Raw genomic sequence first — 25623 nt, forward strand, 5'->3', positions numbered from 1 at the left:
CACAACGGTATGCTAAGAACAAAAATGCCGTTCACTCTTAAGTGAACGGCATTACAGCTTCGGCTGGGTTTTTTATTGCCTGTTATTTGGTAAAGGTACATTGGAGTGAAGTACCGTGTCGGCGAAAAGGAGTAAAAGAGAGAGCAGGGACTTTTTTATGTCAATTATCTGATAGGTATTGATACGCATTGTGCTAAATCCGGCTTTAAAAGATGTCGTGAGATTAATTGATCTACTTCACGTTTTTTTTAACATTGAAAATAATACGAAAAAAGTGCATTTTTTATTAAAGCTTCTAGTTAAGGGGCCGTTAAAGGGATTGAGAGAAATGATATGTACCAATGTAAGGTGAGAGAGACACTGGTATATAAAACAAAATAACATGTGTTTTTGTGAGGTGAGAGTCACATAAGTGCATGAAAAAATGCCTAAAGGAGATCAACTATGGCGATTAATGTAAGCACAAATGTGTCTGCAATGACGGCTCAGCGCTACCTAAATAGCGCGGCTGAAGGTACTCAAAAATCAATGGAGCGCTTGTCTTCTGGCTATAAAATTAATAGCGCGAAAGATGATGCTGCAGGCCTACAAATCTCTAACCGCTTAACGTCGCAAAGCCGTGGCCTTGATATGGCTGTAAAAAACGCGAATGATGGTATCTCTATTGCACAGACTGCTGAAGGTGCAATGAATGAGTCAACCAATATCCTGCAACGAATGCGTGACCTTTCTCTTCAATCTTCAAATGGCTCAAACACGAGATCTGAACGTGTTGCTATCCAAGAAGAAGTATCGGCGTTAAACACTGAGCTTAACCGTATTGCTGAAACGACCTCTTTTGGTGGTAACAAGCTTTTGAACGGTACTTTTGGTAGCCAATCTTTCCAAATCGGTGCAGATTCTGGTGAAGCAGTAATGCTGACGATGAATAATATGCGTACTGACACTCAAGCTATGGGCGGTAAGAGCTATAGTGTTACCGAGGGTAAAGATACGTCTTGGCGTGTAGGAGCAAACTCTGCTCTAACGATGAAATACCAAGATCAGTTTGGTGATCTTCAAGAGTTGTCTATTTCTGCGAAAGAAGGCAACGACATGGAAGAGCTAGCAACGTATATTAATGGCCAAAGTCCAGACGTCCAAGCATCGGTAGGTGAAGGCGGTAAACTGCAACTGTTTGCTTCTAGCCAAAAAATTGAAGGTAATGTTGAATTTGGCGGCAGTCTGGCGGGCGAGCTAGGGATTGGTGCAGGTAAAGACGTTACTGTTAACGATATCGATGTAACATCGGTTGCTGGTGCTAACAACGCGGTATCTATTATTGATGGCGCTCTAAAATCAGTAGACAGTAACCGAGCATCTCTCGGTGCGTTCCAAAACCGTTTTGATCACGCAATCAGCAACTTAGATAATATTAACGAAAACGTTAATGCGTCTAAGAGCCGTATCAAAGATACCGATTACGCAAAAGAAACAACGGCAATGACGAAGTCTCAAATCTTACAACAGGCGAGTACTTCTATTTTAGCTCAAGCAAAACAATCACCATCAGCAGCTCTAAGCTTGTTGGGCTAAACTTACTTCAGTAAGTAACGGTAAACTCTACTCTGGGTAGAGTTTTACTGTTAGGCTCATAAAGGTGGGAGGGAGAGTGTTATGGAAATATTATCTAACGCGTCGAACATCCAGCCTTATGGCTCACCTAATGGCACTAAATTTGCAAGCGATGAAGGTAGTAGTGCGTCGAGCACTTTACAACTAAAAGAAGCAACATCTCATGGCAAGGTAGAAAAATCGAAAGAAATGGCTACCGAAGCGGCGATTCAATTAGCTCAACATAGACAAGAGTTAAATGATCAGGAGCGTGTCAAGATGGTTGAGAAGGTCAATGAGTTTATATCTTCTCTTAACAAGGGTGTTGCCTTCAAGGTTGATGAAGAGACTGGGAGAGATGTGGTCACTATTTATGAGACCACAACAGGCGATATTATTCGCCAAATTCCCGACGAAGAAATGCTCGAAATTCTGAGGCGCCTAGCAGCCCAAACCTCGAATAGTGGAATATTGGAGGCTAAGGTTTAAGTCGTATTATTGAGGTGGTTTAATGAGTTTTGGCCCAATGGGGATTTCGTCTGGCATGGATATCAATTCCATGGTCAGCAAAATTGTTGATTCTGAGCGTATGCCTAAACAGCAACAGATCGACAATGAACGAACGCGAATCGACACCAGCATTAGTGCCTATGGAAGACTCAGAGAATCCCTTGATTCGATGAAGGATCTGATGACAAGCTTTCGTCAGGATAAAGCTTTTGCTGTGCGAACAGTAGAAAGTACTGATGAAAATCTTGTTTCTGCGACCGCGACTACCGAAGCGATCGCTGGCAAATATGCCATCGATGTGTTGCAGCTTGCCCAGAGCCATAAAGTGGCATCTGATGTTCTATCAGATGACATGAAATTTGGGCCTGGCAAGCTGCAGGTTTCGCTTGGTAGCGAGAGCTTCGAAACACAAGTTAGTGCTAACTCAAAACTGCGTGATGTTGTTAGAGGTATTAACAGCGCTGGGGATAATCCGGGTGTTCGAGCTTCTATCATTAATGATAAAGAAGGACCACGGTTAGTCCTCGCTTCAAATATGTCTGGTGAAGACAATCAAATAAAACTCCACGTTGACTCTGAAGATAACAACCCTCTAAAAAAATTAGAATATAAAACCCTATCGGAAAGACTGAAAGCCTTAGAAGATGCTCGCTCAGTAGCGCAAGGCGTCTTAGCTGATGCCCCTCCTAAATTGGATGCTGACGGTAACCCAATTCCTGACGGCTTTGCTGTTCCGCTGCGAGACGATGACGGAAATTCCATATTTGATGAAAACGGCAATCCTATTTTTGAAAGAAAATCGGAACCTGTCGTTGAACCTGAAGATCCTTTCGCTGAATTTGACCGTGATAATTTAACTTATGGCCAAGAAGCGGCAATGGCAGGTCAAAAGGCGCTAGATGCGTCCGCCTTAGCGGCTTCAGGGATGCCAGAAGATACGATCCCAGGCTGGAACAACACCGCTTCGGGCACATTACTCGATTCTTTTTTTAGGCCTGAACTCGAGCTTGACGAAAAAGCCATCGAGAAAGCCGCTGATATTCCGGGGTGGTCAAATACTGCCGCAGGTACTCTGACGGATTCTTATGTTACCCCCAAAGAAGCGCAGCAGAAGCTCGATGCCGAGAAAGCCAGAATAGAAAGTAAATTGGTTGATGAACGTTCAGAGTTAGCGAAGAGAGTTGAGAAAGGTGAATTAACCCCGGAGCAGGCTCAGCAATTAGAGAGAGCTAGGTTATCTCCGGGGGAACGAACACATTTAGAGAAGGTTGATAAAGCTCAAGCTAATCAGGCTTTGGCTCAACAGTCTTTTGACCAATACAGCGGCATGACTGAAGTGCAAGCTGGACAAGATTCAATGGTCATTCTGGATGGTGTCGCTCAGCTTTCTAGCAATAATAATGTGATTGAAGATGCCGTTGAAGGTATTGATATTACGGTTAAAGGTAAAACGCCAAAAGATAAGCCGCCAGCAGAAATTGGTGTTGAGTACGACCGTAATCGTGTTCGTGAAGATATTGAAGCTTTTGTTAGCTCTTATAATCAGTTTTACCAAGTATCTAAAGGTTTGGCGAGTGTTGACCCTTTGACAGGTCAAAAAGGCCCTCTTTCTGGTGACAGTACAGTGCGTAACGCAGACTCGCGACTAAAAAGTGTGTTCTCTTCAAGCATTGAAGACGCGCCTGACAACCTTAAGTCTTTGACTGAATTTGGTATCACCACCACAAGACAAGGCTCGCTAGAAATCAACTACGACATGCTTGATCGTCAGCTTAACAATCACTTTGATAAGTTGGGTGAGTTCTTTGGCGGCAACAACGGTTTCGCCAAAAAAGTCGAAGATGCGATTCAAGGGATCACGGGTGTTACGGGCTCAATCCGCACGAGAGAAAAGAGCTTAGTCGAACAAAATTACCGTTTGGTTGATGATCAAAGCGCGCTTGACCGACGCATGGATAGCCTAGAGAGCCGTACGCACTCCAAGTTCACTGCGATGCAGGATGCGACCAGCAAGATGCAATCTCAGTTGGGCAGCATGATGAGTGCAATGGGCTAATAGATGAGCAAACTGCTTCAAGAGCTTTGTGAGCTCGATCAATTAATTATGTCTAAGCTCGAATATAGTGAAATTAATGCTGAAGAAATAGTGCATCTTGTCGATAACAGAGAACAGTTATTGCAAAACGTGCTTCAATTAATCGATTCATATCCCGACGTTAAGCAAAGCTCCGAGTGGTTTGAAGCCATTTCGAGAACAAGACAATTGGTCGAACTGATGCAGTCTGAGACTGGTCGAGTAGGTAAAAACTTACATAAATACCGACATGGTGCCAAATCAGTTCAACAATACAAAAAGTTTTTATAGAAGAGGTTTACTATGCGCGGTTCTTTACAGGCATATAAAAAGGTATCAGTGGATAGTCAGCTTACAGCTGCCTCACCGCATAAAATTGTTCAGATGCTAATGGCTGGTGCTATCGAGCGCTTAATTCAAGGTAAAGCGGCAATGCAAGCGGGCAATATCCCGGTGAAAGGTGAGCGACTGAGTAAGGCTCTAGATATCATTATTAGCCTGCGTAGTTGCCTATCGATGTCCGATGGTGGCGACATTGCGAAAAACCTAGATCAACTTTATGAGTTTATGATCACGCAAATTTCTGCTGCAAATCACAAAAATGATCCTCAGCCAATTGATGATGTTATCGATATTATCCGCGAAATTAAGAGCGCTTGGGACCAAATTCCGAATGAATATCACAATTTAACGTCTGCGGATGTTGGTATTTAAAGAAACATCCCAGTTTAAACCAATCGCATATCTCTGAATTGCTTGGTTGCCTTATTTTTATAATCAAATAAAATAGAAGCCATTAGATAGCCTAATGGCTTTTTTCGTTGCTGGTTTCCTAGATTTGTCCACGTAGATCATAATCATTGATATTTTCTCTGTTTTGTCTCTTACGTCGCTTACCAATTTCCGCATCGCACCAAAATAAAGGCAATAATTCCTACTTATGCAAGGTTTGGCAAAACTGCTTGTCGTCGATGATAACGCTCAAAATCGTCACAATTTAAGCACAATATTAGAGTTTGTAGGAGAGAGCTGCGAAGTAATCAGCTCTGAACAAGCATACAAAGTTGACTGGTCCCTACAGTGGGCCGGTTGCATCATTGGTTCAATTAAAGCCAAAGGCTTCGCATTACTGAATGAAAAGCTTGTTCATGTTAATCACATCCCTTTACTGGTGATTGGCAAAAACGATTACCCGGTTGACGAACTTACTAACTTTGTTGGTGAACTCGAACTTCCTCTTAACTACCCGCAATTAAGTGATGCACTAAGACACTGTAAAGACTTCTTAGGCCGTAAAGGCGTTCAAATTGTACCTTCAGCGCGTAAGAATACGCTTTTTCGTAGTCTAGTTGGGCAGAGTGTTGGTATCCAAGAAGTTCGTCACTTGATTGAACAAGTCTCTTCTACTGAAGCAAACGTATTGATTCTTGGTGAGTCAGGCACGGGCAAAGAAGTTGTAGCACGTAATGTTCACTATCATTCTAAACGTCGTTCAGGACCTTTCGTTCCCGTAAACTGTGGCGCTATACCGCCAGACTTGCTCGAAAGTGAACTGTTTGGTCATGAGAAGGGCGCGTTTACTGGTGCAATTACCGCACGTAAAGGCCGTTTTGAGTTGGCTGAAGGTGGTACACTGTTTCTTGATGAAATTGGTGATATGCCAATGGCGATGCAAGTTAAGTTGCTTCGTGTTTTACAAGAACGCAGTTTTGAACGTGTAGGTGGCAATAGTACCATTCAAGCTGATGTTCGAGTGATTGCGGCAACACACCGCAATCTTGAAAATATGATCGAAGATGATTTGTTCCGTGAAGACCTTTACTATCGCTTGAACGTTTTCCCAATTGAAATGCCATCGCTTCAGGAGCGAAAAGAAGATGTTCCCCTATTGCTTCAGGAGTTGATGACCAGAATGGAAGCTGAAGGTGGCATGCCAATCTGTTTTACTCCCCGTGCAATCAACTCTTTGATGGAGCATTGCTGGCCGGGCAACGTACGTGAGTTAGCTAATTTAGTTGAGCGAATGGTTATTTTATATCCAAATAGCTTAGTTGATGTGAATCATCTACCAACTAAATATAGATACAGTGATATCCCAGAGTTTCAGCCAGAGTTTAATAATTTTGCATCAGAGGAAGAGCAAGAGCGAGATGCTCTTTCTGACTTGTTCTCAGAAGACTTCAGTTTTGAGCAGCACGATGAGCTTGCTGACAATGCGAACGCACCTCAAGATTTACCCGCTGAAGGGGTTAACTTGAAAGAACTACTCGCTGATATGGAAGTGAATATGATCAATCAAGCGTTGGAGGCTCAGGGCGGTATTGTTGCTCGCGCTGCTGACATGCTTGGAATGCGCAGAACCACTCTGGTCGAAAAAATGCGTAAATATAACTTGCAGCGTTAGTGCCTATTTTCGATGAAAACGAAAACTAGTACACACTTTAGCATTTTAGCATTTTAGCATTTTAGCTTTTTGGCAACTTTAGCTAAACGAACAGATAAACCATAGTCGAGTTGTTGCTTGCTTAACTATGTGATAAATATAGCAAATAGCCTGACTTGTGTTGTACATGTCAGGCTGTTTTAGTATTTGAGGCAAATTTTTGACATGCACCTATCTAACGAACCAGAAAATCAATCACATCTAGATTCTGTTGAGCAACAGGTTGAGCGCTATAAGCAAGTGCTCGATGTTATGCCTGCGGGGGTCATCTTGTTAGATACACATGGTGAAGTGAGAGAAGCGAATCCTGAAGCACACCGTATTCTCGGGGTTGAGTTGGTTGGCGAGAAATGGTTTTCGGTAATACAAAATGCCTTTGAACCAAGGGACGATGATGGGCATGAGATCTCATTGAAGAATGGGCGAAAAGTGCGCTTAGCGATTTCAGCTTCGACTACAGGTCAGCTTATTTTGATTACAGACCTGACAGAAACTCGCCTACTTCAGTCTCGTGTGAGCGATCTTCAGCGTTTATCTTCACTCGGAAGAATGGTCGCTTCGCTTGCCCATCAGGTTCGCACGCCGCTTTCTAGTGCAATGCTGTATGCATCAAACCTTGCCGCGCCAAATTTGCCGCCGGCAACAAAAACGCGTTTTCAATCTAAGCTGATGGATAGGTTGCATGATTTAGAGAAACAAGTGAATGACATGCTGTTGTTTGCCAAAGGTGGCGACAACAAGGTGGTTAAGCCATTCACCATCGCGGAACTCATCATTGAGTTTCATCCTATGGTGGAGGCTGCGTTAAAAAGCAACCAGATTGATTATTGTCAGGAAGTTGAAGATGAAAAGACTCAAATGTTTGGCAACGCCAATGCTATCGCTTCTGCTTTAAGTAACCTAGTTTTGAACGCGGTTCAAATTGCTGGCAAGAAATCGCAGATTGATGTGTTTTTTAGACCCGTAAACGGTGAACTTAAGATATCAGTACAAGACAGTGGCCCCGGTGTGCCTAAAGAACTTCAAGGTAAAATTATGGAACCTTTCTTTACCACTCGTTCTCAAGGCACAGGTCTAGGTTTAGCGGTTGTACAAATGGTATGCCGAGCACATGAAGGTCGACTGGAATTGATATCAGAAGAGGGTGATGGCGCATGCTTTACCATGTGTCTACCGTTGGAAAGAAGCTCTTCTTCTGAAGACTAATAAGTTTTAACTGAATTTACACTGGAGAATCCTATGGCTCAAAGCAAAGTGTTAATCGTCGAAGATGATGAAGGTCTACGCGAAGCCCTTGTCGATACACTCGCGCTTGCTGGTTACGAATGGCTGGAAGCGGATTGTGCGGAAGATGCTCTGGTAAAATTGAAATCAAACTCTGTTGATATCGTTGTCTCTGATGTTCAGATGGCCGGTATGGGCGGTTTAGCATTGCTAAGAAACATCAAGCAGCATTGGCCAAATCTTCCGGTTCTATTGATGACGGCCTATGCCAACATTGAAGATGCGGTCGCGGCAATGAAAGAAGGCGCTATCGACTACATGGCAAAGCCATTTGCGCCAGAAGTGCTGTTAAACATGGTGAGCCGTTACGCTCCCGTAAAGTCGGATGACAATGGCGATGCTATTGTTGCTGATGAGAAAAGTATCAAACTAATGATGCTGGCTGACAAGGTGGCTAAAACCGATGCCAACGTGATGGTGCTAGGGCCAAGTGGCTCTGGTAAAGAGGTCATGTCTCGCTATATTCATAACGCTTCGAGCCGTAAAGACGGTCCGTTTGTTGCGATTAACTGTGCCGCGATTCCAGACAATATGTTGGAAGCAACACTGTTTGGCTACGATAAAGGTGCGTTCACCGGTGCGATTCAAGCTTGTCCGGGTAAATTTGAGCAAGCTCAAGGCGGTACTATTTTGTTGGATGAGATCAGCGAAATGGATCTCAGCCTACAAGCGAAATTGCTGCGAGTGTTGCAAGAGCGCGAAGTTGAACGTCTTGGTAGCCGCAAGAGCATCAAATTGGATGTCCGTGTTCTAGCAACCAGTAACCGCGACCTAAAACAGTATGTTTCTGAAGGGAATTTCCGTGAAGATTTATACTACCGACTGAATGTATTTCCAATTACTTGGCCAGCGCTGTGTGAACGTAAAGGTGATATTGCGCCGCTTGCGAAACATTTGGTGGAACGTCATTGCACCAAACTAGGAATGCCTGTTCCTGTTCTGTCTGAGCAAGCCATTAGTAAACTCGTCAATTATCCGTGGCCGGGAAATGTACGTGAACTGGATAATGTCGTGCAGCGCGCTCTAATTTTGAGTGAGCAAGAAAATATTTCAGGCGAACATATTTTACTTGAAGGTGTTGACTGGCAAGACGCAACTGGACTACAACAGATCGTTGAAGGGAACAGTGTTGCAGCGCCAGAAATTAAGCCGATTGCTGAAGCGAATCCTATCAATAAAGTCGTGGCAGGTAGCGAAGGGCTTGGAAATGAACTTAGAGATCAAGAGTATGCGATCATTCTCGAAACATTGATTGCTTGTCATGGTCGACGTAAAGATATGGCTGAAAAGCTAGGCATTAGCCCTCGTACATTGCGTTATAAATTAGCGAAAATGCGTGATGCTGGAATAGATATTCCAAATTGAACATAAATTAGTAGTGTCAGCTTTCTGACTAGTGTATTACGATAGCTAGTCAAATTGATGCATGGCACGTTAATTGCTCTGTCAATAATAAAGCTAAATAGATAGTCATAATTTTGACTCCTGAGGTAGTAAATGAGAATAGATGGTTTACAAGGCGAAATGCAGGCAATGATGGTTGAAGCTGCCAGCACGCGTCCTGCTGCAACGGGCCAAGCGGTTGGTGCAGATTTTGGCAACATGCTGACTAATGCCATCAATAATGTGAACTCATTACAAAAGACCTCTGGTAATCTTCAAACTCGTTTTGACAGTGGCGATCAAAGCGTGTCTTTATCTGACGTGATGATTGCTCGTAATAAATCTAGTGTGGCTTTTGAAGCGACGATCCAAATTAGAAATAAATTGGTCGAATCGTACAAAGAGCTGATGAACATGCCGGTATAAGTTGGGTAGTAAATAGTGGCAGATAACAGTCAAACAACAGATTTAACCGTAAGCGATAGCAACGACCACGCACTTATTGCAAGCTCTGATCTAGATGGCGAAGGGCAAAATACCGATTTAGGTGAGCGCAGTTCATCTAAGTTCGATATGGCCGTCGGTGATCTCGATTTGCTTCGTCAAGTCGTCTTAGTTCTTTCTATCTCGATCTGTGTAGCGCTTATTGTAATGCTGTTTTTCTGGGTGAAAGAGCCAGAAATGCGTCCATTAGGGGCTTACGAAACAGAAGAGTTGATCCCGGTTCTTGATTATTTGGATACGCAGAAGATTGAGTACTCTCTTGAAGGGAATACCATCTCGGTACCAGCGAGTGAATATAACTCATTAAAGTTAAATATGGTTCGAGCGGGTTTGAACCAAGAGCGAAACACCGGTGATGATATCCTCATGCAAGACATGGGTTTTGGTGTATCACAACGTTTAGAGAAAGAGCGTCTTAAACTAAGTCGTGAAAGACAGCTTGCTAAAGCGATTGAACAGATGAAGCAGGTACGTAAAGCTCAAGTTTTACTTGCCTTACCTAAGCAAAGTGTCTTTGTTCGTCACAATCAAGAAGCCTCTGCCTCAGTATTCCTGACACTTAAAACGGGGACGAACCTCAAGCAGCAAGAAGTTGATTCTGTTGTGGACATGGTGGCTAGTGCCGTTCCGGGGATGAAAACTTCGCGAATTACGGTGACCGATCAGCATGGCCGACTTTTGAGCTCTGGCTCTCAGGATCCGATGTCAGCGGCACGCCGAAAAGAGCACGAGTTAGAGCGTAATCAAGAGCAAGCGCTACGTGAAAAAATTGACTCCATTTTGATTCCGATTCTTGGGTTTGGTAACTACACGGCTCAGGTTGATATTCAACTCGACTTTAGTGCTGTGGAACAAACAAGAAAGCGTTTTGATCCGAATACTCCAGCAACCCGAAGTGAATATACATTAGAAGACTACAATAACGGCAACGTTGTGGCTGGTATTCCAGGGGCTTTGAGTAACCAGCCTCCTGCTGATGCATCGATTCCCCAGGACGTGGCTCAGATGAAAGATGGTACGATGATGGGGCAAGGTTCGGTTCACAAAGAAGCGACCCGCAACTTTGAGCTGGACACGACCATTAGTCATGAGCGAAAACAGAGCGGCACGGTTAATCGTCAGACCGTATCTGTTGCAATCAAAGATCGCCAATCATTGAACCCTGATACGGGAGAAGTGGTTCACACCCCAATTCCAGCAAGCGAAATTAACGCGATACGTCAGGTATTGATTGGAACTGTGGGTTTTGATGAAAACCGCGGTGATTTACTCAATGTGTTAAGCATGCAATTTGCACCTCAAGTAACGGATATTGTTGCTGACGTACCAATTTGGGAGCACCAACACTTTAATGATTGGGTTCGTTGGTTTGCGAGTGCGTTGGTTATTATTGTTGTCGTATTGGTGCTGGTTCGCCCTGCAATGAAAAAACTGCTTAACCCAGCAGCAGACGATGACGATCAAATGTACGGACCCGACGGCATGCCAATTGGTGCTGACGGCGAAACCAGTTTAATTGGTGGTGATATTGAAGGTGGTGAGTTATTTGAATTTGGTTCAAGTATCGACCTACCTAACCTTCACAAAGATGAGGACGTACTGAAAGCAGTACGTGCACTTGTAGCGAATGAACCAGAGCTAGCAGCTCAAGTAGTTAAGAATTGGGTGGCAGATGGCTAACGAAATTGTTCCACAACAAGCAGAAGGTGGTGAGCTTGATGTCGCAAGTGTCGATATCGAGTCTATCTCAGGCGAAGAGCGCGCTGCGATCTTGTTGCTAAGTTTAAGTGAAGAAGATGCTGCGGGTATCATTCGCCATCTAGAACCTAAACAGGTTCAGCGTGTTGGTAGTGCAATGGCTCGTTCAACGGATTGGTCTCAAGAAAAAGTAGGTGCTGTGCACCGCGCTTTCTTAGATGATATTCAGAAGTACACCAACATCGGTATGGGCAGTGAAGACTTTATGCGTAATGCGTTGGTGGCTGCTCTAGGTGAAGATAAGGCGAATAACCTTGTTGATCAGATCCTTTTAGGTACTGGTTCTAAAGGTTTGGATTCTCTTAAGTGGATGGACCCTCGTCAGGTGGCAAGCATCATCATTAACGAGCACCCACAGATTCAAACGATCGTACTGTCTTACTTGGAATCGGATCAGTCTGCGGAGATCTTGTCTCAATTCCCTGAGCGTGTTCGCCTTGATTTGATGATGCGTATTGCTAACCTTGAAGAAGTTCAACCTTCAGCTCTCGCTGAATTGAATGAAATCATGGAGAAACAGTTTGCGGGTCAAGCGGGTGCTCAAGCTGCCAAAATTGGTGGCCTGAAAGCCGCTGCTGAGATCATGAACTACATGGACAATAATGTAGAAGGCATCTTGATGGGGCAAATTCGAGATCAAGACGAAGACATGGCAACACAGATCCAAGATCTTATGTTTGTCTTTGAAAACCTTATTGAAGTTGATGACCAAGGTGTTCAGCGATTGCTGCGTGATGTTCCACAAGACGTTCTACAGAAAGCGCTTAAAGGTGCTGATGAAAGCCTACGTGAGAAGATCTTCAAGAACATGTCTACGCGTGCTGCTGATATGATGAGAGACGATATTGAGGCGATGCCGCCAGTTAAAGTCTCTGATGTAGAAGCTGCTCAGAAAGAGATCTTGGGTATTGCGAGGAAGATGGCAGACAGTGGCGAGATTATGCTGTCTGGTGGCGCCGACGAGTTCCTTTAATACAGAAACCTCAAGAGCCCCACATTGTTGGGGCTTTTCTTTATCCAACCTCAAACCACAGATTAACTACCGTGTAATTGCTTGAATCTACAACGCAGTTGGACGAACTCATAGATAGGTACTGATATGTCAGGTGATAGAAAACGTGGCTTCCTTCGCCCTGAAGAAGATAATACGGTTGCCCAACCTCAGAAATGGGGGCTGCCTGACTATACCTCTGATGTGAACAAACAAGCCAAAGAAACGGCTTTTAACTACGATCCTGGCTGGATGCCAACGGTTGAAGAAGCCATTGAAGACGAAGAGCTGGTTCTAACGGAAGAGCAAATCGACCTGATCAAGCAGGGCGCTTATCAAGAAGGGTTGCACCAAGGTCAAGAAGCCGGCTTCAAACAAGGCTATGAAAAAGGCAAAGAAGAAGGGTTTGCCGCAGGTCACGAAGAGGGTAACGAAGCCGGCAAACTTGAAGGCGTTACTGCTGGTCAAGAGTACATTCAGCAGCAAGTCGCCATCTTTATGGGGCTAGCCAACCAGTTCGCTCAGCCATTAGAGCTGATGAATGCTCAGGTAGAGAAGCAACTGGTGGACATGGTGCTGACTATGGTCAAAGAAGTGGTTCATGTTGAAGTGCAAACCAACCCACAAATCATACTAGATACCGTGAAAGAATCGGTAGAGTCATTGCCAATTTCAGGTCACGCGATCACATTGAAGCTAAACCCTGAAGACGTTGCAATAATACGCTCAGCGTATGGCGAAACGGAATTGGACTCTCGTAATTGGACGTTGGTATCAGAGCCTGCACTCAATCGCGGCGACGTACAAATTGAAGCGGGTGAATCGAGTGTTAACTACCGCATGGAAGAGCGCGTGAAGAACGTCATTCAAAGCTTCTGTGGTGTAAATCGTCATCAAGGTCATGAGTAATGCTTGAGTTAGCGAACCGTCTTAGCCAATACAAAGTCGAGGGGCTAAAGTCGCGACCAATTGCTTCAGGCAAACTAGTTCGTGTTGTTGGACTAACGCTTGAAGCGACCGGCTGCAAAGCGCCAATTGGCAGCTTATGCTTAGTAGAGACCATGTCTGGTCAAATGGAAGCCGAAGTGGTTGGCTTTTCTGGCGATAACCTGTTTTTGATGCCCAGTGAACAAATTACTGGGATCTTACCTGGCGCTCGCGTGACACCGATGACATCAGAAAGCGGTATCCCTGTTGGAATGGAGTTGCTTGGTCGTGTTATCGATGGCGTAGGTAATCCGCTCGACGGTTTAGGTCCAATCTATACCGAGCAACGCGCTTCCTTTAATGCTGAGCCAATCAATCCTTTAGCTCGTAAACCTATCTCTGAGCCACTTGATGTTGGCTTAAAAGCGATTAATGGCTTATTAACGGTGGGCAAAGGGCAGCGTATCGGCCTGTTTGCGGGTTCCGGTGTGGGTAAGTCGGTTACGCTTGGGATGATGACTCGTGGTACAACCGCGCAAGTGGTCGTGGTGGGGTTGATTGGTGAGCGTGGACGAGAAGTAAAAGAATTTATTGAAGAGATCCTTGGCGAAGATGGTCGTAAGCGTTCTGTTGTGGTCGCCGCTCCTGCGGATTCGTCTCCATTGATGCGTTTAAAAGGCTGTCAAACCGCACTGGCTGTAGCCGAGTATTTCCGAGACCAAGGTCTAGATGTTTTACTACTGATGGACTCATTGACTCGTTTCGCTCAGGCGCAGCGTGAAATCGCTCTGTCTGTGGGTGAGCCGCCAGCAACCAAAGGCTATCCGCCGTCTGTGTTTGCCAAGCTTCCTGCGCTGGTGGAGCGAGCAGGTAATGGTAACGATGAACAAGGTTCTATCACTGCTTTCTTTACCGTGTTAACAGAAGGTGATGATTTACAAGACCCTATTGCCGATGCATCGCGAGCGATTCTTGATGGTCACATTGTTTTATCTCGTGAGATGGCTGATGCTGGTCACTATCCCGCGATTGATGTTGAGAAATCCGTCAGTCGTGTTATGCCTCAAATCACCACCGAAGAACATGTCTTGATGTCGAAAGCCGTTAGACAAGTGCTGTCTATATGCCGGAAAAATCAAGATTTGGTTTCGATTGGTGCTTACAAGCCGGGAACAGACCCTGCAATCGACAGTGCTTTCACTTTGAAACCGAGATTGGACGAGTACTTACAACAGAAAATGAAAGAAACGGTTCCCTATGACATGTGCGTCAATATGTTAAAGCATGTGTTAGGCGGTTAGGTCGTGTTGAATAAGGTCAATCATGGATAACGCGTTAGAATTTCTTCTCGATCAAGCGAAAGACCAAGAGAACCAAGCTGTATTGGCGCTGAATCAAGCGAACGTCGAGCTGCAGGGTTACTACGAACAGGTCGAACAGATTGAAAAATATCGACTTGATTACTGCCAGCAACTTGTTGACCGAGGTAAGGCCGGATTAACGGCTAGCCAATATGGCCACTTAAACCGTTTCTTAACGCAATTAGATGAAACGCTCTCTAAGCAGAGAGAAGCGGAACACCACTTTAAAAATCAGGTCGATAACTGCCAAAACTATTGGATGGAGTTACGAAAAAAGCGTAAATCCTACGAATGGTTGATGGAGAAAAAGCAGAAAGAAAAAGCAAAGCTGCAAGATCAAAGAGAGCAAAAGCAAATGGATGAGTTCTCGACTCTGTTATATAGCCGAAAGAAGATTTGAACCTAATTCACGAATGACGCAAGTGTTGCTCTGCAGATGGCAGACTTAAAACTTATAGGCATGTTTCTTGCTCTGTTTTATATCAAATTGCGAGTTATGCTCACCAAAGGCATAAAAAGCACCCGACTTTCTTTTTGTTGTCTGATTCAAGGCAGCAAAGCTAGTAGATAGAGCTTGTATATATGAATGTTAGTCTTTCCTCAAATTCAGCGACCAACAAAACGTCATCGTTGTTGGACTCCGGTTCTGCCTCTTCAAAGGTAGAAGAAACTGGAGACTCTAAAGGTTTCTTTGAGTCTTTCAAAGAAGCACTAGGCTTTGAAGAAAGTGACAGTAAAGTCGCAGCAAAAGACACAGAAAGCACCGCGAAACCTGATGCTAAACAGGCCTCTACCGAAGGTGAAGCGTCAGCCGAAGCGAACAAAGGTGATTCAGCTGAATCAAAGGCTACTGACGAAGTAAGCGAAGCGCAAAGCAAGCAAGCAGCTTCAGAAGTAGAAGGCGAGAAAGCTGCTGAGGAAACATCTGCAGAGGCTGTGTCTGGAACTGAGGCTAAGCTCAAAGCCAATTCGGGCACTGATAGCACTGTCGCTGATAAGGCGGATGGTAAAGATGCGCAGGTTACGACGAATGATTCTAAAGAACAGGTTGCTCAATCCCAAACTCAGGGTACATCAGCTGTAGATGGCTCTACGCAAGCATCGCAAGCTAATGCAGCGATGAATGAAGGCAATAAATTGCTTGGTCAATTGGATGAGGCAAACAAAACTCTAAATCAAGCGCCAAACGGCAAAGGCTTGCCTCAGCAAGGTCAGGTAGATAACGCCCAAGGTAATATCTCCGGTGCTTCAGTTGCAGTAGCCTCCGTTACGGATGAGGCGAGACAACAAACGAATGCAGCAATCCAAGAGAATAGTCTTGAGGTGGATTCTGAAATCGCTGTTCTTACCGGAGGTAAGGGTGTGTCTCAGCTGACTGATGATGAAATCCGACAGTTGATGGATAAAGGCGTCACTCCAGAACAAATTGAAGCCAGTATGAACCGAGAGCTGAGTCAAAAGAATGCGGCTAGCGCCGCGGTGGCCGAACAGAGCCAAGCGATCTCAGCTGCGGATATTGAACTCGCCAAGCAGGTTGATGCCCATACCAAAGCACTAAAACAATTGAATGGACAAATCGAATCAGAACAGTCTGTTGTCGATAGCTTGCTTAAGAAGCAACAAAGTGGTGCTAAGTTGACGGTTGATGAGCAAGCCGCTTTGGCTAAAGCGACCTCTAACTTAGACCTGTTGAATCAACAGCTCACTAACGTTCAACAACAAGCAACGGCTTTGCTAAATCAAGCTCCGGCTGTGAACAGCGCGTCTGGTGAACCCGCAGCTATTGATTGGGATAATACGGATTCAAGCGAAACTAAAGCTTTAGCTGCGGCAGCATCAACAGCAGCTGTAGCGACGGCTGCACAACAAGTGTCAGCGCAGGCCGCTTCTCAATCAACAAACAATGCTCTTACGGATAAGGCAGCAATGCTGCACGCCAACAATGCACATGCAGCCGCTCAACAAGCTAATGTTGCTTCACCTCAGCAGCAAGCAACGTTGGATCCAGCTTTAACCGCGCAAGGGATCGCGATGAATGCAGTACCAGTCACTACAAAAGCAGGCTCTACTGATGCGCTTCTTAAAGCGGGCGCAGGTGCCGCGGCATTGTCTGGTTTGGGCAAAGCCGGTGCTAAAGAAGATTCTAAAGATTCGACCTTTGCTCAGCAGATAGCCTCGGCGGCTGGCGCACAAGGTACAGCTACGGTGGGTTCAGCACCAACACGAGCTGAAATTCAAGCGGCTCAACAGGCACCTTTGCAACTCACTAAAGAGTTAGCGAACGAGCAGGTGGCGGAAAAAATCCAAATGATGATGTCTAAGAATCTCAAGAACTTGGATATCCGTCTTGACCCACCAGAGTTGGGGCAGATGAAAATTCGCATGACCATGAATAATGATGTGGCGAACGTGCACTTTACTGTCGGTAGCCAACAAGCGAGAGAGGTTATTGAACAAACCTTACCTCGTTTGAGGGAGATGCTCGCCCAGCAAGGGATGCAGCTTGCTGAGTCTTCAGTTCAGCAACAGAATACTGGTCAGGGGCAAGACAGGTACAATAATGGCGAGCAACAATCAGGCTCTAACCGTATAAATGATGGTCAAGGTGATGAAAACCTTGATAGCAACAGCAATCTTGAATTGAATGTCACGTCAAAGCGTGATGGAATTAGTTATTATGCCTAGTATCAGGCTAAAACACTTAGCTAATAGAAAGAACCGTTAGTTTATAGAAGAACAGTTAGTTAATAGAAAGTACCGTTAGTTAATAGAAGAACAGGAAGTTAGAGCTGAATATGGCAGAAGAACAAGAAACACCGAAAGGAAAGAGTAAGCTCCTCATTATCGCTATCGCGGTTGTTGTGCTGTTACTTGGAGGTGGTGGTGCCGCATTTTTCTTAATGGGTTCCGATGATAAGGCTGAGGGTGCTGGGGCGTCAGCTGAGGTTCAACTCATGGGTGCCGATCCAGTGGTCTATGTTAATGTGCCTCAAGCTTTCTTATTTAACGTTACGGGCGATAAGAAAGATCGCTTAGTTCAGATAAAAGTACAGCTGATGGTACGTGGTATGAAGAATGAAGTTCTCGCTCGATACCACTCTCCACTTGTTGAAAGCGCACTACTTGCCACATTCGCTTCGGCGACGGTCGATCAATTACGATCTCCTGCCGGGAGAGTTGAACTGCGGAACAAGGCGACTGAAGATATTAAAGCAAGCTTAACTCAAGCTGTTGGCCAGCCGGTAATTGAAAAAGTGTTATTCACTGACTTTGTAATTCAATAGGTAATATGTGACCGATTTATTAAGCCAAGACGAAATTGATGCGCTATTACATGGCGTTGATGATGTTGAAGACGTTGAAGATGTCTTAGAAACCGAAAGTGACAATACGGTCAATTTTGATTTCTCATCACAAGATCGAATCGTTCGTGGTCGAATGCCGACCCTTGAACTTATTAACGAGCGTTTCGCACGTCATATGCGTATTAGCTTGTTTAATATGTTGCGTAAGACGGCTGAAGTGTCGATCAACGGCGTACAGATGATGAAGTTTGGTGAGTACCAGAACACACTCTATGTACCCACAAGTTTAAACATGGTTCGCTTCCGCCCGTTAAAAGGTACTGCGCTAATCACGATGGAAGCTCGGCTAGTTTTCATTCTCGTAGAGAACTTTTTTGGTGGTGATGGTCGTTTTCACGCCAAGATTGAAGGTCGCGAATTTACACCAACAGAAAGACGAATTATTCAGTTACTACTGAAAATTGTTTTTGAAGATTACAAAGAAGCTTGGTCTCCCGTGATGGGCGTTGAGTTTGAATACTTGGACTCTGAAGTAAACCCAAGTATGGCTAACATTGTGAGCCCTACCGAAGTGATTGTTGTGAGTTCATTTCACATTGAAGTCGATGGCGGTGGCGGTGATTTCCATGTGGTTATGCCTTACTCAATGGTTGAGCCGATTCGTGAACTGCTGGATGCTGGTGTCCAATCAGATAAAATGGAAACCGACGTTCGTTGGAGCTCTGCATTGCGTGATGAAATCATGGATGTGCCAGTCAACTTCCGTGTCAATTTGCTCGAGCAAGATATCTCTTTGCGTGATTTGATGGAACTTCGTCCTGGGGATGTTATCCCGATGAATATGCCTGAGCATGCAACCATGTTTGTTGAAGAACTGCCGACCTATCGTGTTAAAATGGGCCGTTCCGGAGAGAAGCTCGCGGTACAGATTTCTGAAAAAATTGAAAGACCTCATGTGGTCAAAACCGATCTCGCCTTTCTTGGCAAAGACTTAATGTCTGAGTTGGAAAATAGCGAAGATGAAGAATAGCAAAGTAGATAAAAGTATAGGAATTGGTAATGGAACCTAGTGAAGATCAAAAGCTAGCAGACGAATGGGCTGCAGCACTTGGTGAAGACCCTTCAGCACCGTCAATCGATGTTGATGATGTTCTCGCGGCACCACTTGATGAGTTAACCGACTCATCGTCTCCAATTTCAGAAGATGAGCGTCGTAAGCTGGATACCATTATGGATATCCCAGTGACTATCTCAATGGAAGTCGGCCGCTCTCAAATTAGTATCCGTAACTTACTTCAATTGAACCAAGGTTCGGTTGTTGAGCTAGATAGAATTGCTGGTGAGTCACTTGACGTGATGGTTAACGGCACTCTGATTGCTCATGGAGAAGTGGTTGTGGTGAATGACAAATTTGGTATTCGTTTGACAGACGTTATTAGTCAAACAGAACGAATTAAGAAGTTGCGTTAATGGGCTTCTTGTCTCAAAGACTGGCGGGCTCTTCTCTCGGAATGACAGGTTTGTCTCGTAGAGTCTTGGGAGTAGGGCTACTTGCTACTCCTTCTATTGCCTTTGCGGCAACGCCTCCTTCTCTCGATTTAGCGACCACCTTTGGGTCGCTAATTTTCGTTATAGCCTTCATTTTATTTATTGCTTGGCTACTGAAGCGAATGCAAGTGCCTGCGATGTCGAATCAACAAGGTTTGGCTATTATTAGGCAAATTCCGGTAGGCACAAAAGAACGTATCGCTATTGTACAAGCGGGTGATGAACAGTTCTTGGTAGGCATTACCACACAATCGATTCAGCTGATCTCTAAGCTCGATAAACCTCTCACTCAGGAGATGCTGGAAAAAAGTACATTTTCAAGTCAGCTTTCCCAGCTAATAAAAAAAGATGCAAACAAGTAACGGATTTTTGAATCCATTTTACTTTTGCCATGCCGGATTTTTCCGTACGGTGAAAGTGTGGTTGGTTCAGCTCATTATATTCTGCTCTCTCGTATTTAGCGTGTCAGTATTTGCACAGGTTGAAGATGGCACTGTCATTCCTGCGAATACCGCTGGATCTGAGTCGGTCACCATCAGTACGATGCAGCAAGATCAAGCCAAATCGAAGACTATGACCACTGGTAGCTTAACCGGTAATGGTGGCGGCATACCTGCATTTACCATGACCACCAATGCCAATGGCGGTGAAGACTACTCGATTAACCTGCAAATTCTTGCGTTAATGACCATGCTTGGCTTCTTGCCGGCGATGGTTATTTTGATGACATCGTTCACCCGTATTGTGGTTGTGATGTCTATTTTGCGTCAGGCAATGGGTCTTCAACAAACACCTTCAAACCAAGTGATTATTGGCATTGCGATATTTCTGACCTTCTTCATCATGTCGCCAGTAATCAGTCAGGTCAATGAACAAGCTGTTCAGCCTTATTTGAATGAACAGATATCAGCGCGACAGGCGTTTGATGTTGCCCAAGGGCCGATTAAGTCTTTTATGCTTAAACAGACTCGAATCAAAGATCTTGAAACTTTTGTTGAGATATCCGGTGCGCAAGTAACCAACCCAGAAGATGTTTCAATGGCGGTTCTGATTCCTGCGTTTATCACGTCTGAATTGAAAACAGCTTTCCAGATAGGCTTTATGTTGTTCTTGCCGTTCCTAATTATCGACTTGGTGGTGGCGTCAGTTTTGATGGCCATGGGTATGATGATGTTGTCACCAATGATTGTATCGCTGCCGTTTAAGTTGATGTTGTTCGTCCTTGTTGATGGTTGGAATTTGATACTCTCCACACTCGCCGGCAGTTTTGCCTTGTAGTTGGGGGAAGCATGAATCCTGAAATATTCGTAGATTTGTTCCAAGATGCCCTTTGGATGGTACTAATTATGGTTTGCGCCATAATTATTCCTAGCCTGCTGATTGGTTTGGTTGTGGCTGTTTTCCAAGCGGCTACTTCGATCAATGAACAAACTTTAAGTTTCCTACCACGTTTGATCGTGACGTTATTAGCGTTGATGATGTTTGCACATTGGATGACCCAAATGATGATGGAGTTCTTTTTCGAGCTCATCGAACGCTTACCACAAGTTCTTTACTAAACCGATATGGAATACCCAACGAGCCTTGTACTAGAGTGGTTAGCCAATTATTTTTGGCCCTACACTCGCATCTCAGCCATGCTGATGGTGATGACAGTAACCGGTGCACGCTTTGTGTCGCCGCGTATTCGTCTGTATTTAGGTTTAGCGATCACCTTTGCGGTGATGCCTGCGATCCCCGCTGTTCCTAAAGAGATTGAACTGCTCTCTTTCCAAGGTTTCTTGACTGTATTTGAACAAATCGTGATTGGCGTTGCCATGGGGTTTGTCACCCAATTTATGATTCAAACTTTCGTAATGCTCGGCCAGATCTTGGGTATGCAATCAAGCTTGGGTTTCGCCTCTATGGTGGATCCGGCTAACGGGCAAAACACGCCAGTACTGGGCCAATTGTTTATGTTGCTAGCGACCATGTTTTTTTTGGAGACTGACGGTCACTTGAAAATGCTGCAGCTGGTGGTGTTCAGCTTTAAGACTTTACCCATTGGCAGTGGAAGTTTGACCTCTGTTGATTATAGAGATCTTGCTCTGTGGTTGGGTATCATGTTCAAAACAGCATTAGCAATGTCATTGTCTGGTATTATTGCGCTGCTGACGATTAACCTTTCGTTTGGTGTAATGACGCGTGCGGCGCCTCAACTAAATATCTTTTCTTTGGGTTTCTCATTTGCGCTACTCGTGGGCCTATTGCTTTGTTGGTATATCCTTGGCGGCTTGTTTAGTCACTACGAGTTATTCTGGATACAAACCGAACAACAGATATGTCGTCTAATCAGGTTAGAGTGCTAGGAGACTAAAATGGCAGAGTCAGACGGTCAAGAACGCACGGAAGACGCCACGCCCAAACGCTTGCAACAGGCCAAAGAGAAAGGGCAGGTTGCAAGGTCAAAAGAGTTAGCGTCGGCGTCAGTACTTATTGTTGGTGCGATTGCTTTAATGTGGTTTGGTGAATCGATGGCGAAAGCTTTGTTCGAAACAATGCAACGTCTGTTTTCTCTGAGTCGGGAAGAAGTTTTTGATACCACAAAACTCCTCGAAATTGCGGGTGGCGCATTAGTGAACCTGTTGTTCCCGCTGTTCTTAATCCTGATAACCTTATTTGTTGCAGCCGTCATTGGTGCTGCGGGTGTCGGGGGGATTAACTTCTCTATGCAGGCGGCGATGCCTAAGGCGTCTAAGCTAAACCCACTCAGTGGTATTAAGCGTATGTTTGGCCTGCAGAGTTGGGTTGAACTGTTGAAATCTATCTTGAAAGTGGCACTTGTATCGGGAATGGCCATCTATCTTATTCAAGCTTCTCAACACGATTTAATGCAACTGAGCATGGAGGTATACCCACAGAATATCTTCCACGCTTTAGATATCTTGCTTAATTTTATTCTGCTGATCAGCTGCTCTTTACTTATCGTGGTGGCGATTGATATCCCGTTCCAGATTTGGCAACACGCCGATCAGCTGAAGATGACCAAACAAGAAATTAAAGATGAACACAAAGATACTGAAGGTAAGCCTGAAGTTAAGGGCCGCATTCGTATGTTGCAAAGAGAAGCTGCCCAGCGCCGTATGATGGCTGACGTACCTCAAGCGGATGTGATTGTGACCAACCCGGAGCATTTCTCGGTGGCTCTACGCTATAAGCAGAATCAAGACAAAGCCCCCGTAGTAGTTGCGAAAGGTGTTGATCATATGGCAATGAAGATCCGTGAAATTGCCCGTGAAAATGACATCTATATTGTTCCTGCGCCACCATTGGCTAGGGCGCTTTATCACACTACCGAACTAGAACAACAAATTCCTGACGGTCTGTTTACAGCAGTTGCTCAAGTGCTTGCATATGTGTTTCAACTGAAACAGTACCGAAAACGAGGCGGAGAGAGGCCAAAACTCCAAGATTCTAATATGCCGATCCCACCTGATTTACGACATTAGATCAATTGCTTGAGCTCTGCTTGATGAACCCTGATAATAGCGGGCTAGCTAATCCTCTTTTTAAAGAGGCGATGGCAATAATTTGACGAAAAGTGTTGGTACAGTGTTTGCTATATCAACCCCGAATATTATAAGCCGATCATTAATAACCTTAGCATTGTAAATCTGAGTATTATAAGCCCAGTCATTATAAATCCTAGCGTTATAAATCCCGAGCATATAAAGCTTAGTATTATAAACCTGTGCATTTGAACCTATGCACTATAAACCATAGCAACATAGCTTAGACCTGAGCCTCAAATAGCTTAGTGAGATGGCTACAACATAGCGAAACTGTCTAGACTTATGAAATTCTCCCTGCCTTTTGCGGACAAGCTGCCTAAAATCCCTAATCATGCGATGCCTGCAATTGGCGCACCCGTTATGGTACTTGCGACGCTCGCTATGGTGGTGTTGCCAATACCAGCCTTCTTGTTGGACATGTTCTTCACGTTCAACATTGCACTGTCCATGGTTGTGTTACTGGTTTCGGTTTATACCCGCAGGCCTTTGGACTTCGCTGCATTCCCGACCGTACTTCTGATTGCGACTCTACTTCGATTGGCTTTGAACGTTGCTTCGACACGTGTGGTATTACTCCATGGTCACGAAGGTGGTGACGCGGCCGGTAACGTTATTGAAGCCTTCGGTAACGTGGTTATCGGCGGCAACTACGCGGTAGGTCTAGTGGTGTTCTTGATTTTGATGATCATCAACTTCATGGTTGTAACCAAAGGTGCGGGTCGTATTTCGGAAGTAAGTGCGCGTTTCACCCTAGATGCCCTACCGGGTAAACAGATGGCAATCGATGCCGACTTGAATGCGGGTTTGATCGACCAAGATCAGGCTCGTACTCGACGTTTTGAAGTGACCAAAGAGGCTGACTTTTACGGCTCGATGGACGGTGCATCTAAGTTTGTTAAAGGCGATGCAATAGCCGGTATCTTGATATTGTTCATCAACATCATTGGCGGCTTGAGTATCGGTATGGCTCAGTTTGACCTTGGTTTTGGTGAAGCCATCGAAATCTATACGCTACTGACTATCGGTGATGGTCTGGTTGCACAAATTCCATCGCTGTTACTTTCTATTGCTGCGGCGATGATGGTAACGCGTCAAAATACTGATGAAGACATGGGCGAACAACTTGTCTTCCAAATGTTCGATAATCCTAAAGCCCTAATGATCACCGCTGCTATCCTCGGCATCATGGGTATTGTTCCTGGTATGCCACATTTCTCCTTCTTGAGCCTTGCTGTGGTTGCTGGGGCTGGGGCTTACTTTATCGATAAAAAGAACAAGGCAAAGGTAGAAGAGAAAAATCTACCTGCAACCGCTAATGCCAATGGTGATAAGCCCGCATCGCAAAAAGAACTGTCTTGGGATGATGTTCAACCGGTAGATATTATTGGTCTCGAAGTGGGGTACCGCTTGATTCCTTTGGTCGATAGAGACCAAGGTGGTGAATTGCTTGAGCGCGTGAAAGGTGTACGGAAAAAGCTGTCTCAAGATTTTGGTTTCTTGATTCCAGCAGTACACATTCGCGATAATCTGGAACTGACACCAAACAGCTATCGAATTACCCTGATGGGGGTAGCGGTTGGTGAGGCTGAGATCAAGCCGGACATGGAGCTCGCGATTAACCCTGGCCAAGTCTATGGGATGATAGATGGAGAGCCGACGATTGACCCTGCCTTTGGCCTTGAAGCGGTCTGGATTCGTGAAGAGCAGCGTGAACACGCACAAGCCTTAGGTTATACGGTTGTAGACTCTTCAACCGTACTAGCCACACACCTTAGCCAGCAGTTAACGAATAACGCTTCACAGTTGATTGGCCACGAAGAAGTTCAAAACTTACTTGAGATGCTTAGCCGATCAACACCTAAGCTGGTGGAAGGTTTTGTACCGGATCAATTACAGCTTGGTGTGGTTGTGAAAGTTCTGCAAAACCTACTGAATGAAGCGATTCCAATTCGTGATATTCGAACCATTGTCCAAACTTTGTCGGAGTACTCTTCTAAGAGTCAAGAACCTGACATATTAACTGCAGCTGTTCGTATCTCACTAAAACGACTAATTGTTCAAGAAATCAATGGTATAGAGCCAGAATTACCAGTTATAACCTTAATTCCCGAGTTGGAACAAATCTTGCATCAAACCATGCAGGCATCCGGCGGAGAATCTGCTGGTATTGAACCTGGTTTAGCCGAACGTTTACAGACCTCACTCAGTAACGCGACACAAGAGCAAGAACTGAAAGGTGAGCCAGCGGTATTATTGACCTCTGGTGTTTTACGTTCGACTCTGGCTAAGTTCGTGAAAAACACGATCCCAAGCTTGAGAGTATTATCTTACCAAGAGATACCAGACGAAAAGCAGATACGCATAGTACAAGCTGTTGGTAATTAAGCCGCC

At 44.8% G+C, this 25623-nt stretch carries 24 protein-coding genes; all 24 read left to right on the plus strand.

Features of this window, described 5'->3' with window-relative positions; all coding sequences use genetic code 11:
• Positions 1 to 444 precede the first annotated feature (444 nt).
• A complete protein-coding gene (locus AB6E08_RS01970; protein WP_017101959.1) occupies positions 445 to 1575 on the plus strand; it encodes a flagellin in 1131 nt (376 codons plus the stop codon).
• Positions 1576 to 1656: 81 nt separating this feature from the next.
• Positions 1657 to 2082 carry a flagellar protein FlaG gene (flaG, locus tag AB6E08_RS01975; protein ID WP_017101960.1) on the plus strand — a complete coding sequence of 142 codons (426 nt, stop codon included), beginning with the start codon at positions 1657 to 1659 and terminating at the stop codon, positions 2080 to 2082.
• A gap of 70 nt (positions 2083 to 2152) precedes the next feature.
• Positions 2153 to 4159, plus strand: coding sequence for a flagellar filament capping protein FliD (fliD, locus tag AB6E08_RS01980; RefSeq protein WP_372159626.1), 2007 nt, complete (start codon positions 2153 to 2155; stop codon positions 4157 to 4159).
• Positions 4160 to 4162: 3 nt separating this feature from the next.
• Entirely contained in the window at positions 4163 to 4468 is a 306-nt protein-coding gene (locus AB6E08_RS01985) for a flagellar protein FliT (RefSeq protein ID WP_017101962.1), read from the plus strand.
• A 12-nt stretch (positions 4469 to 4480) separates the two neighbouring features.
• Positions 4481 to 4891 (plus strand): flagellar export chaperone FliS, encoded by a 411-nt coding sequence (fliS, locus tag AB6E08_RS01990; protein ID WP_009848558.1) that lies wholly within the window; start codon positions 4481 to 4483, stop codon positions 4889 to 4891.
• Positions 4892 to 5117: 226 nt separating this feature from the next.
• On the plus strand, positions 5118 to 6581 hold the full coding sequence (locus tag AB6E08_RS01995; RefSeq protein ID WP_009848557.1) for a sigma-54 dependent transcriptional regulator: 1464 nt from the start codon (positions 5118 to 5120) through the stop codon (positions 6579 to 6581).
• Positions 6582 to 6785: 204 nt separating this feature from the next.
• Positions 6786 to 7826 (plus strand): PAS domain-containing sensor histidine kinase, encoded by a 1041-nt coding sequence (locus tag AB6E08_RS02000; RefSeq protein WP_009848556.1) that lies wholly within the window; start codon positions 6786 to 6788, stop codon positions 7824 to 7826.
• 33 nt (positions 7827 to 7859) lie between these two features.
• Positions 7860 to 9269: a sigma-54 dependent transcriptional regulator gene (locus tag AB6E08_RS02005; RefSeq protein WP_009848555.1), complete on the plus strand. Its 1410-nt coding sequence runs from the start codon at positions 7860 to 7862 to the stop codon at positions 9267 to 9269.
• Between the two features lie 132 nt (positions 9270 to 9401).
• Entirely contained in the window at positions 9402 to 9713 is a 312-nt protein-coding gene (fliE, locus tag AB6E08_RS02010; RefSeq protein ID WP_009848554.1) for a flagellar hook-basal body complex protein FliE, read from the plus strand.
• A 15-nt stretch (positions 9714 to 9728) separates the two neighbouring features.
• A complete protein-coding gene (gene fliF, locus AB6E08_RS02015) occupies positions 9729 to 11471 on the plus strand; it encodes a flagellar basal-body MS-ring/collar protein FliF (protein WP_017099171.1) in 1743 nt (580 codons plus the stop codon).
• The gene (fliG, locus tag AB6E08_RS02020; RefSeq protein WP_012603439.1) at positions 11464 to 12522 is read left to right on the plus strand and encodes a flagellar motor switch protein FliG; all 1059 of its coding nucleotides are present in this window, start codon (positions 11464 to 11466) and stop codon (positions 12520 to 12522) included. The genes fliF and fliG overlap by 8 nt, the downstream gene beginning before the upstream one ends.
• Before the next feature lie 126 nt (positions 12523 to 12648).
• Positions 12649 to 13449 (plus strand): flagellar assembly protein FliH, encoded by an 801-nt coding sequence (fliH, locus tag AB6E08_RS02025; RefSeq protein WP_017101963.1) that lies wholly within the window; start codon positions 12649 to 12651, stop codon positions 13447 to 13449.
• Positions 13449 to 14768, plus strand: a complete 1320-nt coding sequence (fliI, locus tag AB6E08_RS02030; protein WP_009848550.1) for a flagellar protein export ATPase FliI — start codon at positions 13449 to 13451, stop codon at positions 14766 to 14768. Before fliH ends, fliI begins: the two co-directional genes overlap by 1 nt.
• Before the next feature lie 22 nt (positions 14769 to 14790).
• Positions 14791 to 15228, plus strand: coding sequence for a flagellar export protein FliJ (fliJ, locus tag AB6E08_RS02035; RefSeq protein WP_009848549.1), 438 nt, complete (start codon positions 14791 to 14793; stop codon positions 15226 to 15228).
• 182 nt (positions 15229 to 15410) lie between these two features.
• Positions 15411 to 17513 carry a flagellar hook-length control protein FliK gene (locus AB6E08_RS02040; protein WP_372066527.1) on the plus strand — a complete coding sequence of 701 codons (2103 nt, stop codon included), beginning with the start codon at positions 15411 to 15413 and terminating at the stop codon, positions 17511 to 17513.
• 110 nt (positions 17514 to 17623) lie between these two features.
• Entirely contained in the window at positions 17624 to 18112 is a 489-nt protein-coding gene (gene fliL / locus AB6E08_RS02045; protein WP_017101965.1) for a flagellar basal body-associated protein FliL, read from the plus strand.
• A 7-nt stretch (positions 18113 to 18119) separates the two neighbouring features.
• Positions 18120 to 19163 carry a flagellar motor switch protein FliM gene (gene fliM / locus AB6E08_RS02050; protein WP_009848546.1) on the plus strand — a complete coding sequence of 348 codons (1044 nt, stop codon included), beginning with the start codon at positions 18120 to 18122 and terminating at the stop codon, positions 19161 to 19163.
• A gap of 29 nt (positions 19164 to 19192) precedes the next feature.
• The gene (gene fliN / locus AB6E08_RS02055) at positions 19193 to 19603 is read left to right on the plus strand and encodes a flagellar motor switch protein FliN (protein ID WP_004739851.1); all 411 of its coding nucleotides are present in this window, start codon (positions 19193 to 19195) and stop codon (positions 19601 to 19603) included.
• Positions 19603 to 20043, plus strand: a complete 441-nt coding sequence (gene fliO, locus AB6E08_RS02060) for a flagellar biosynthetic protein FliO (protein ID WP_009848545.1) — start codon at positions 19603 to 19605, stop codon at positions 20041 to 20043. The genes fliN and fliO overlap by 1 nt, the downstream gene beginning before the upstream one ends.
• On the plus strand, positions 20030 to 20959 hold the full coding sequence (gene fliP / locus AB6E08_RS02065) for a flagellar type III secretion system pore protein FliP (protein WP_009848544.1): 930 nt from the start codon (positions 20030 to 20032) through the stop codon (positions 20957 to 20959). Before fliO ends, fliP begins: the two co-directional genes overlap by 14 nt.
• A gap of 11 nt (positions 20960 to 20970) precedes the next feature.
• Positions 20971 to 21240, plus strand: coding sequence for a flagellar biosynthesis protein FliQ (gene fliQ, locus AB6E08_RS02070; protein WP_009848543.1), 270 nt, complete (start codon positions 20971 to 20973; stop codon positions 21238 to 21240).
• 6 nt (positions 21241 to 21246) lie between these two features.
• The gene (gene fliR, locus AB6E08_RS02075) at positions 21247 to 22029 is read left to right on the plus strand and encodes a flagellar biosynthetic protein FliR (RefSeq protein WP_372066522.1); all 783 of its coding nucleotides are present in this window, start codon (positions 21247 to 21249) and stop codon (positions 22027 to 22029) included.
• Positions 22030 to 22038: 9 nt separating this feature from the next.
• Positions 22039 to 23169: a flagellar biosynthesis protein FlhB gene (flhB, locus tag AB6E08_RS02080; protein ID WP_009848541.1), complete on the plus strand. Its 1131-nt coding sequence runs from the start codon at positions 22039 to 22041 to the stop codon at positions 23167 to 23169.
• A gap of 345 nt (positions 23170 to 23514) precedes the next feature.
• Positions 23515 to 25617 carry a flagellar biosynthesis protein FlhA gene (gene flhA, locus AB6E08_RS02085; protein WP_372066519.1) on the plus strand — a complete coding sequence of 701 codons (2103 nt, stop codon included), beginning with the start codon at positions 23515 to 23517 and terminating at the stop codon, positions 25615 to 25617.
• The last annotated feature ends 6 nt before the right edge of the window (positions 25618 to 25623 follow it).

Origin of the sequence: Vibrio sp. 10N.247.310.24, from assembly GCF_041467175.1 — a bacterium.
GTDB classification, from domain to species: domain Bacteria; phylum Pseudomonadota; class Gammaproteobacteria; order Enterobacterales; family Vibrionaceae; genus Vibrio; species Vibrio tasmaniensis_A.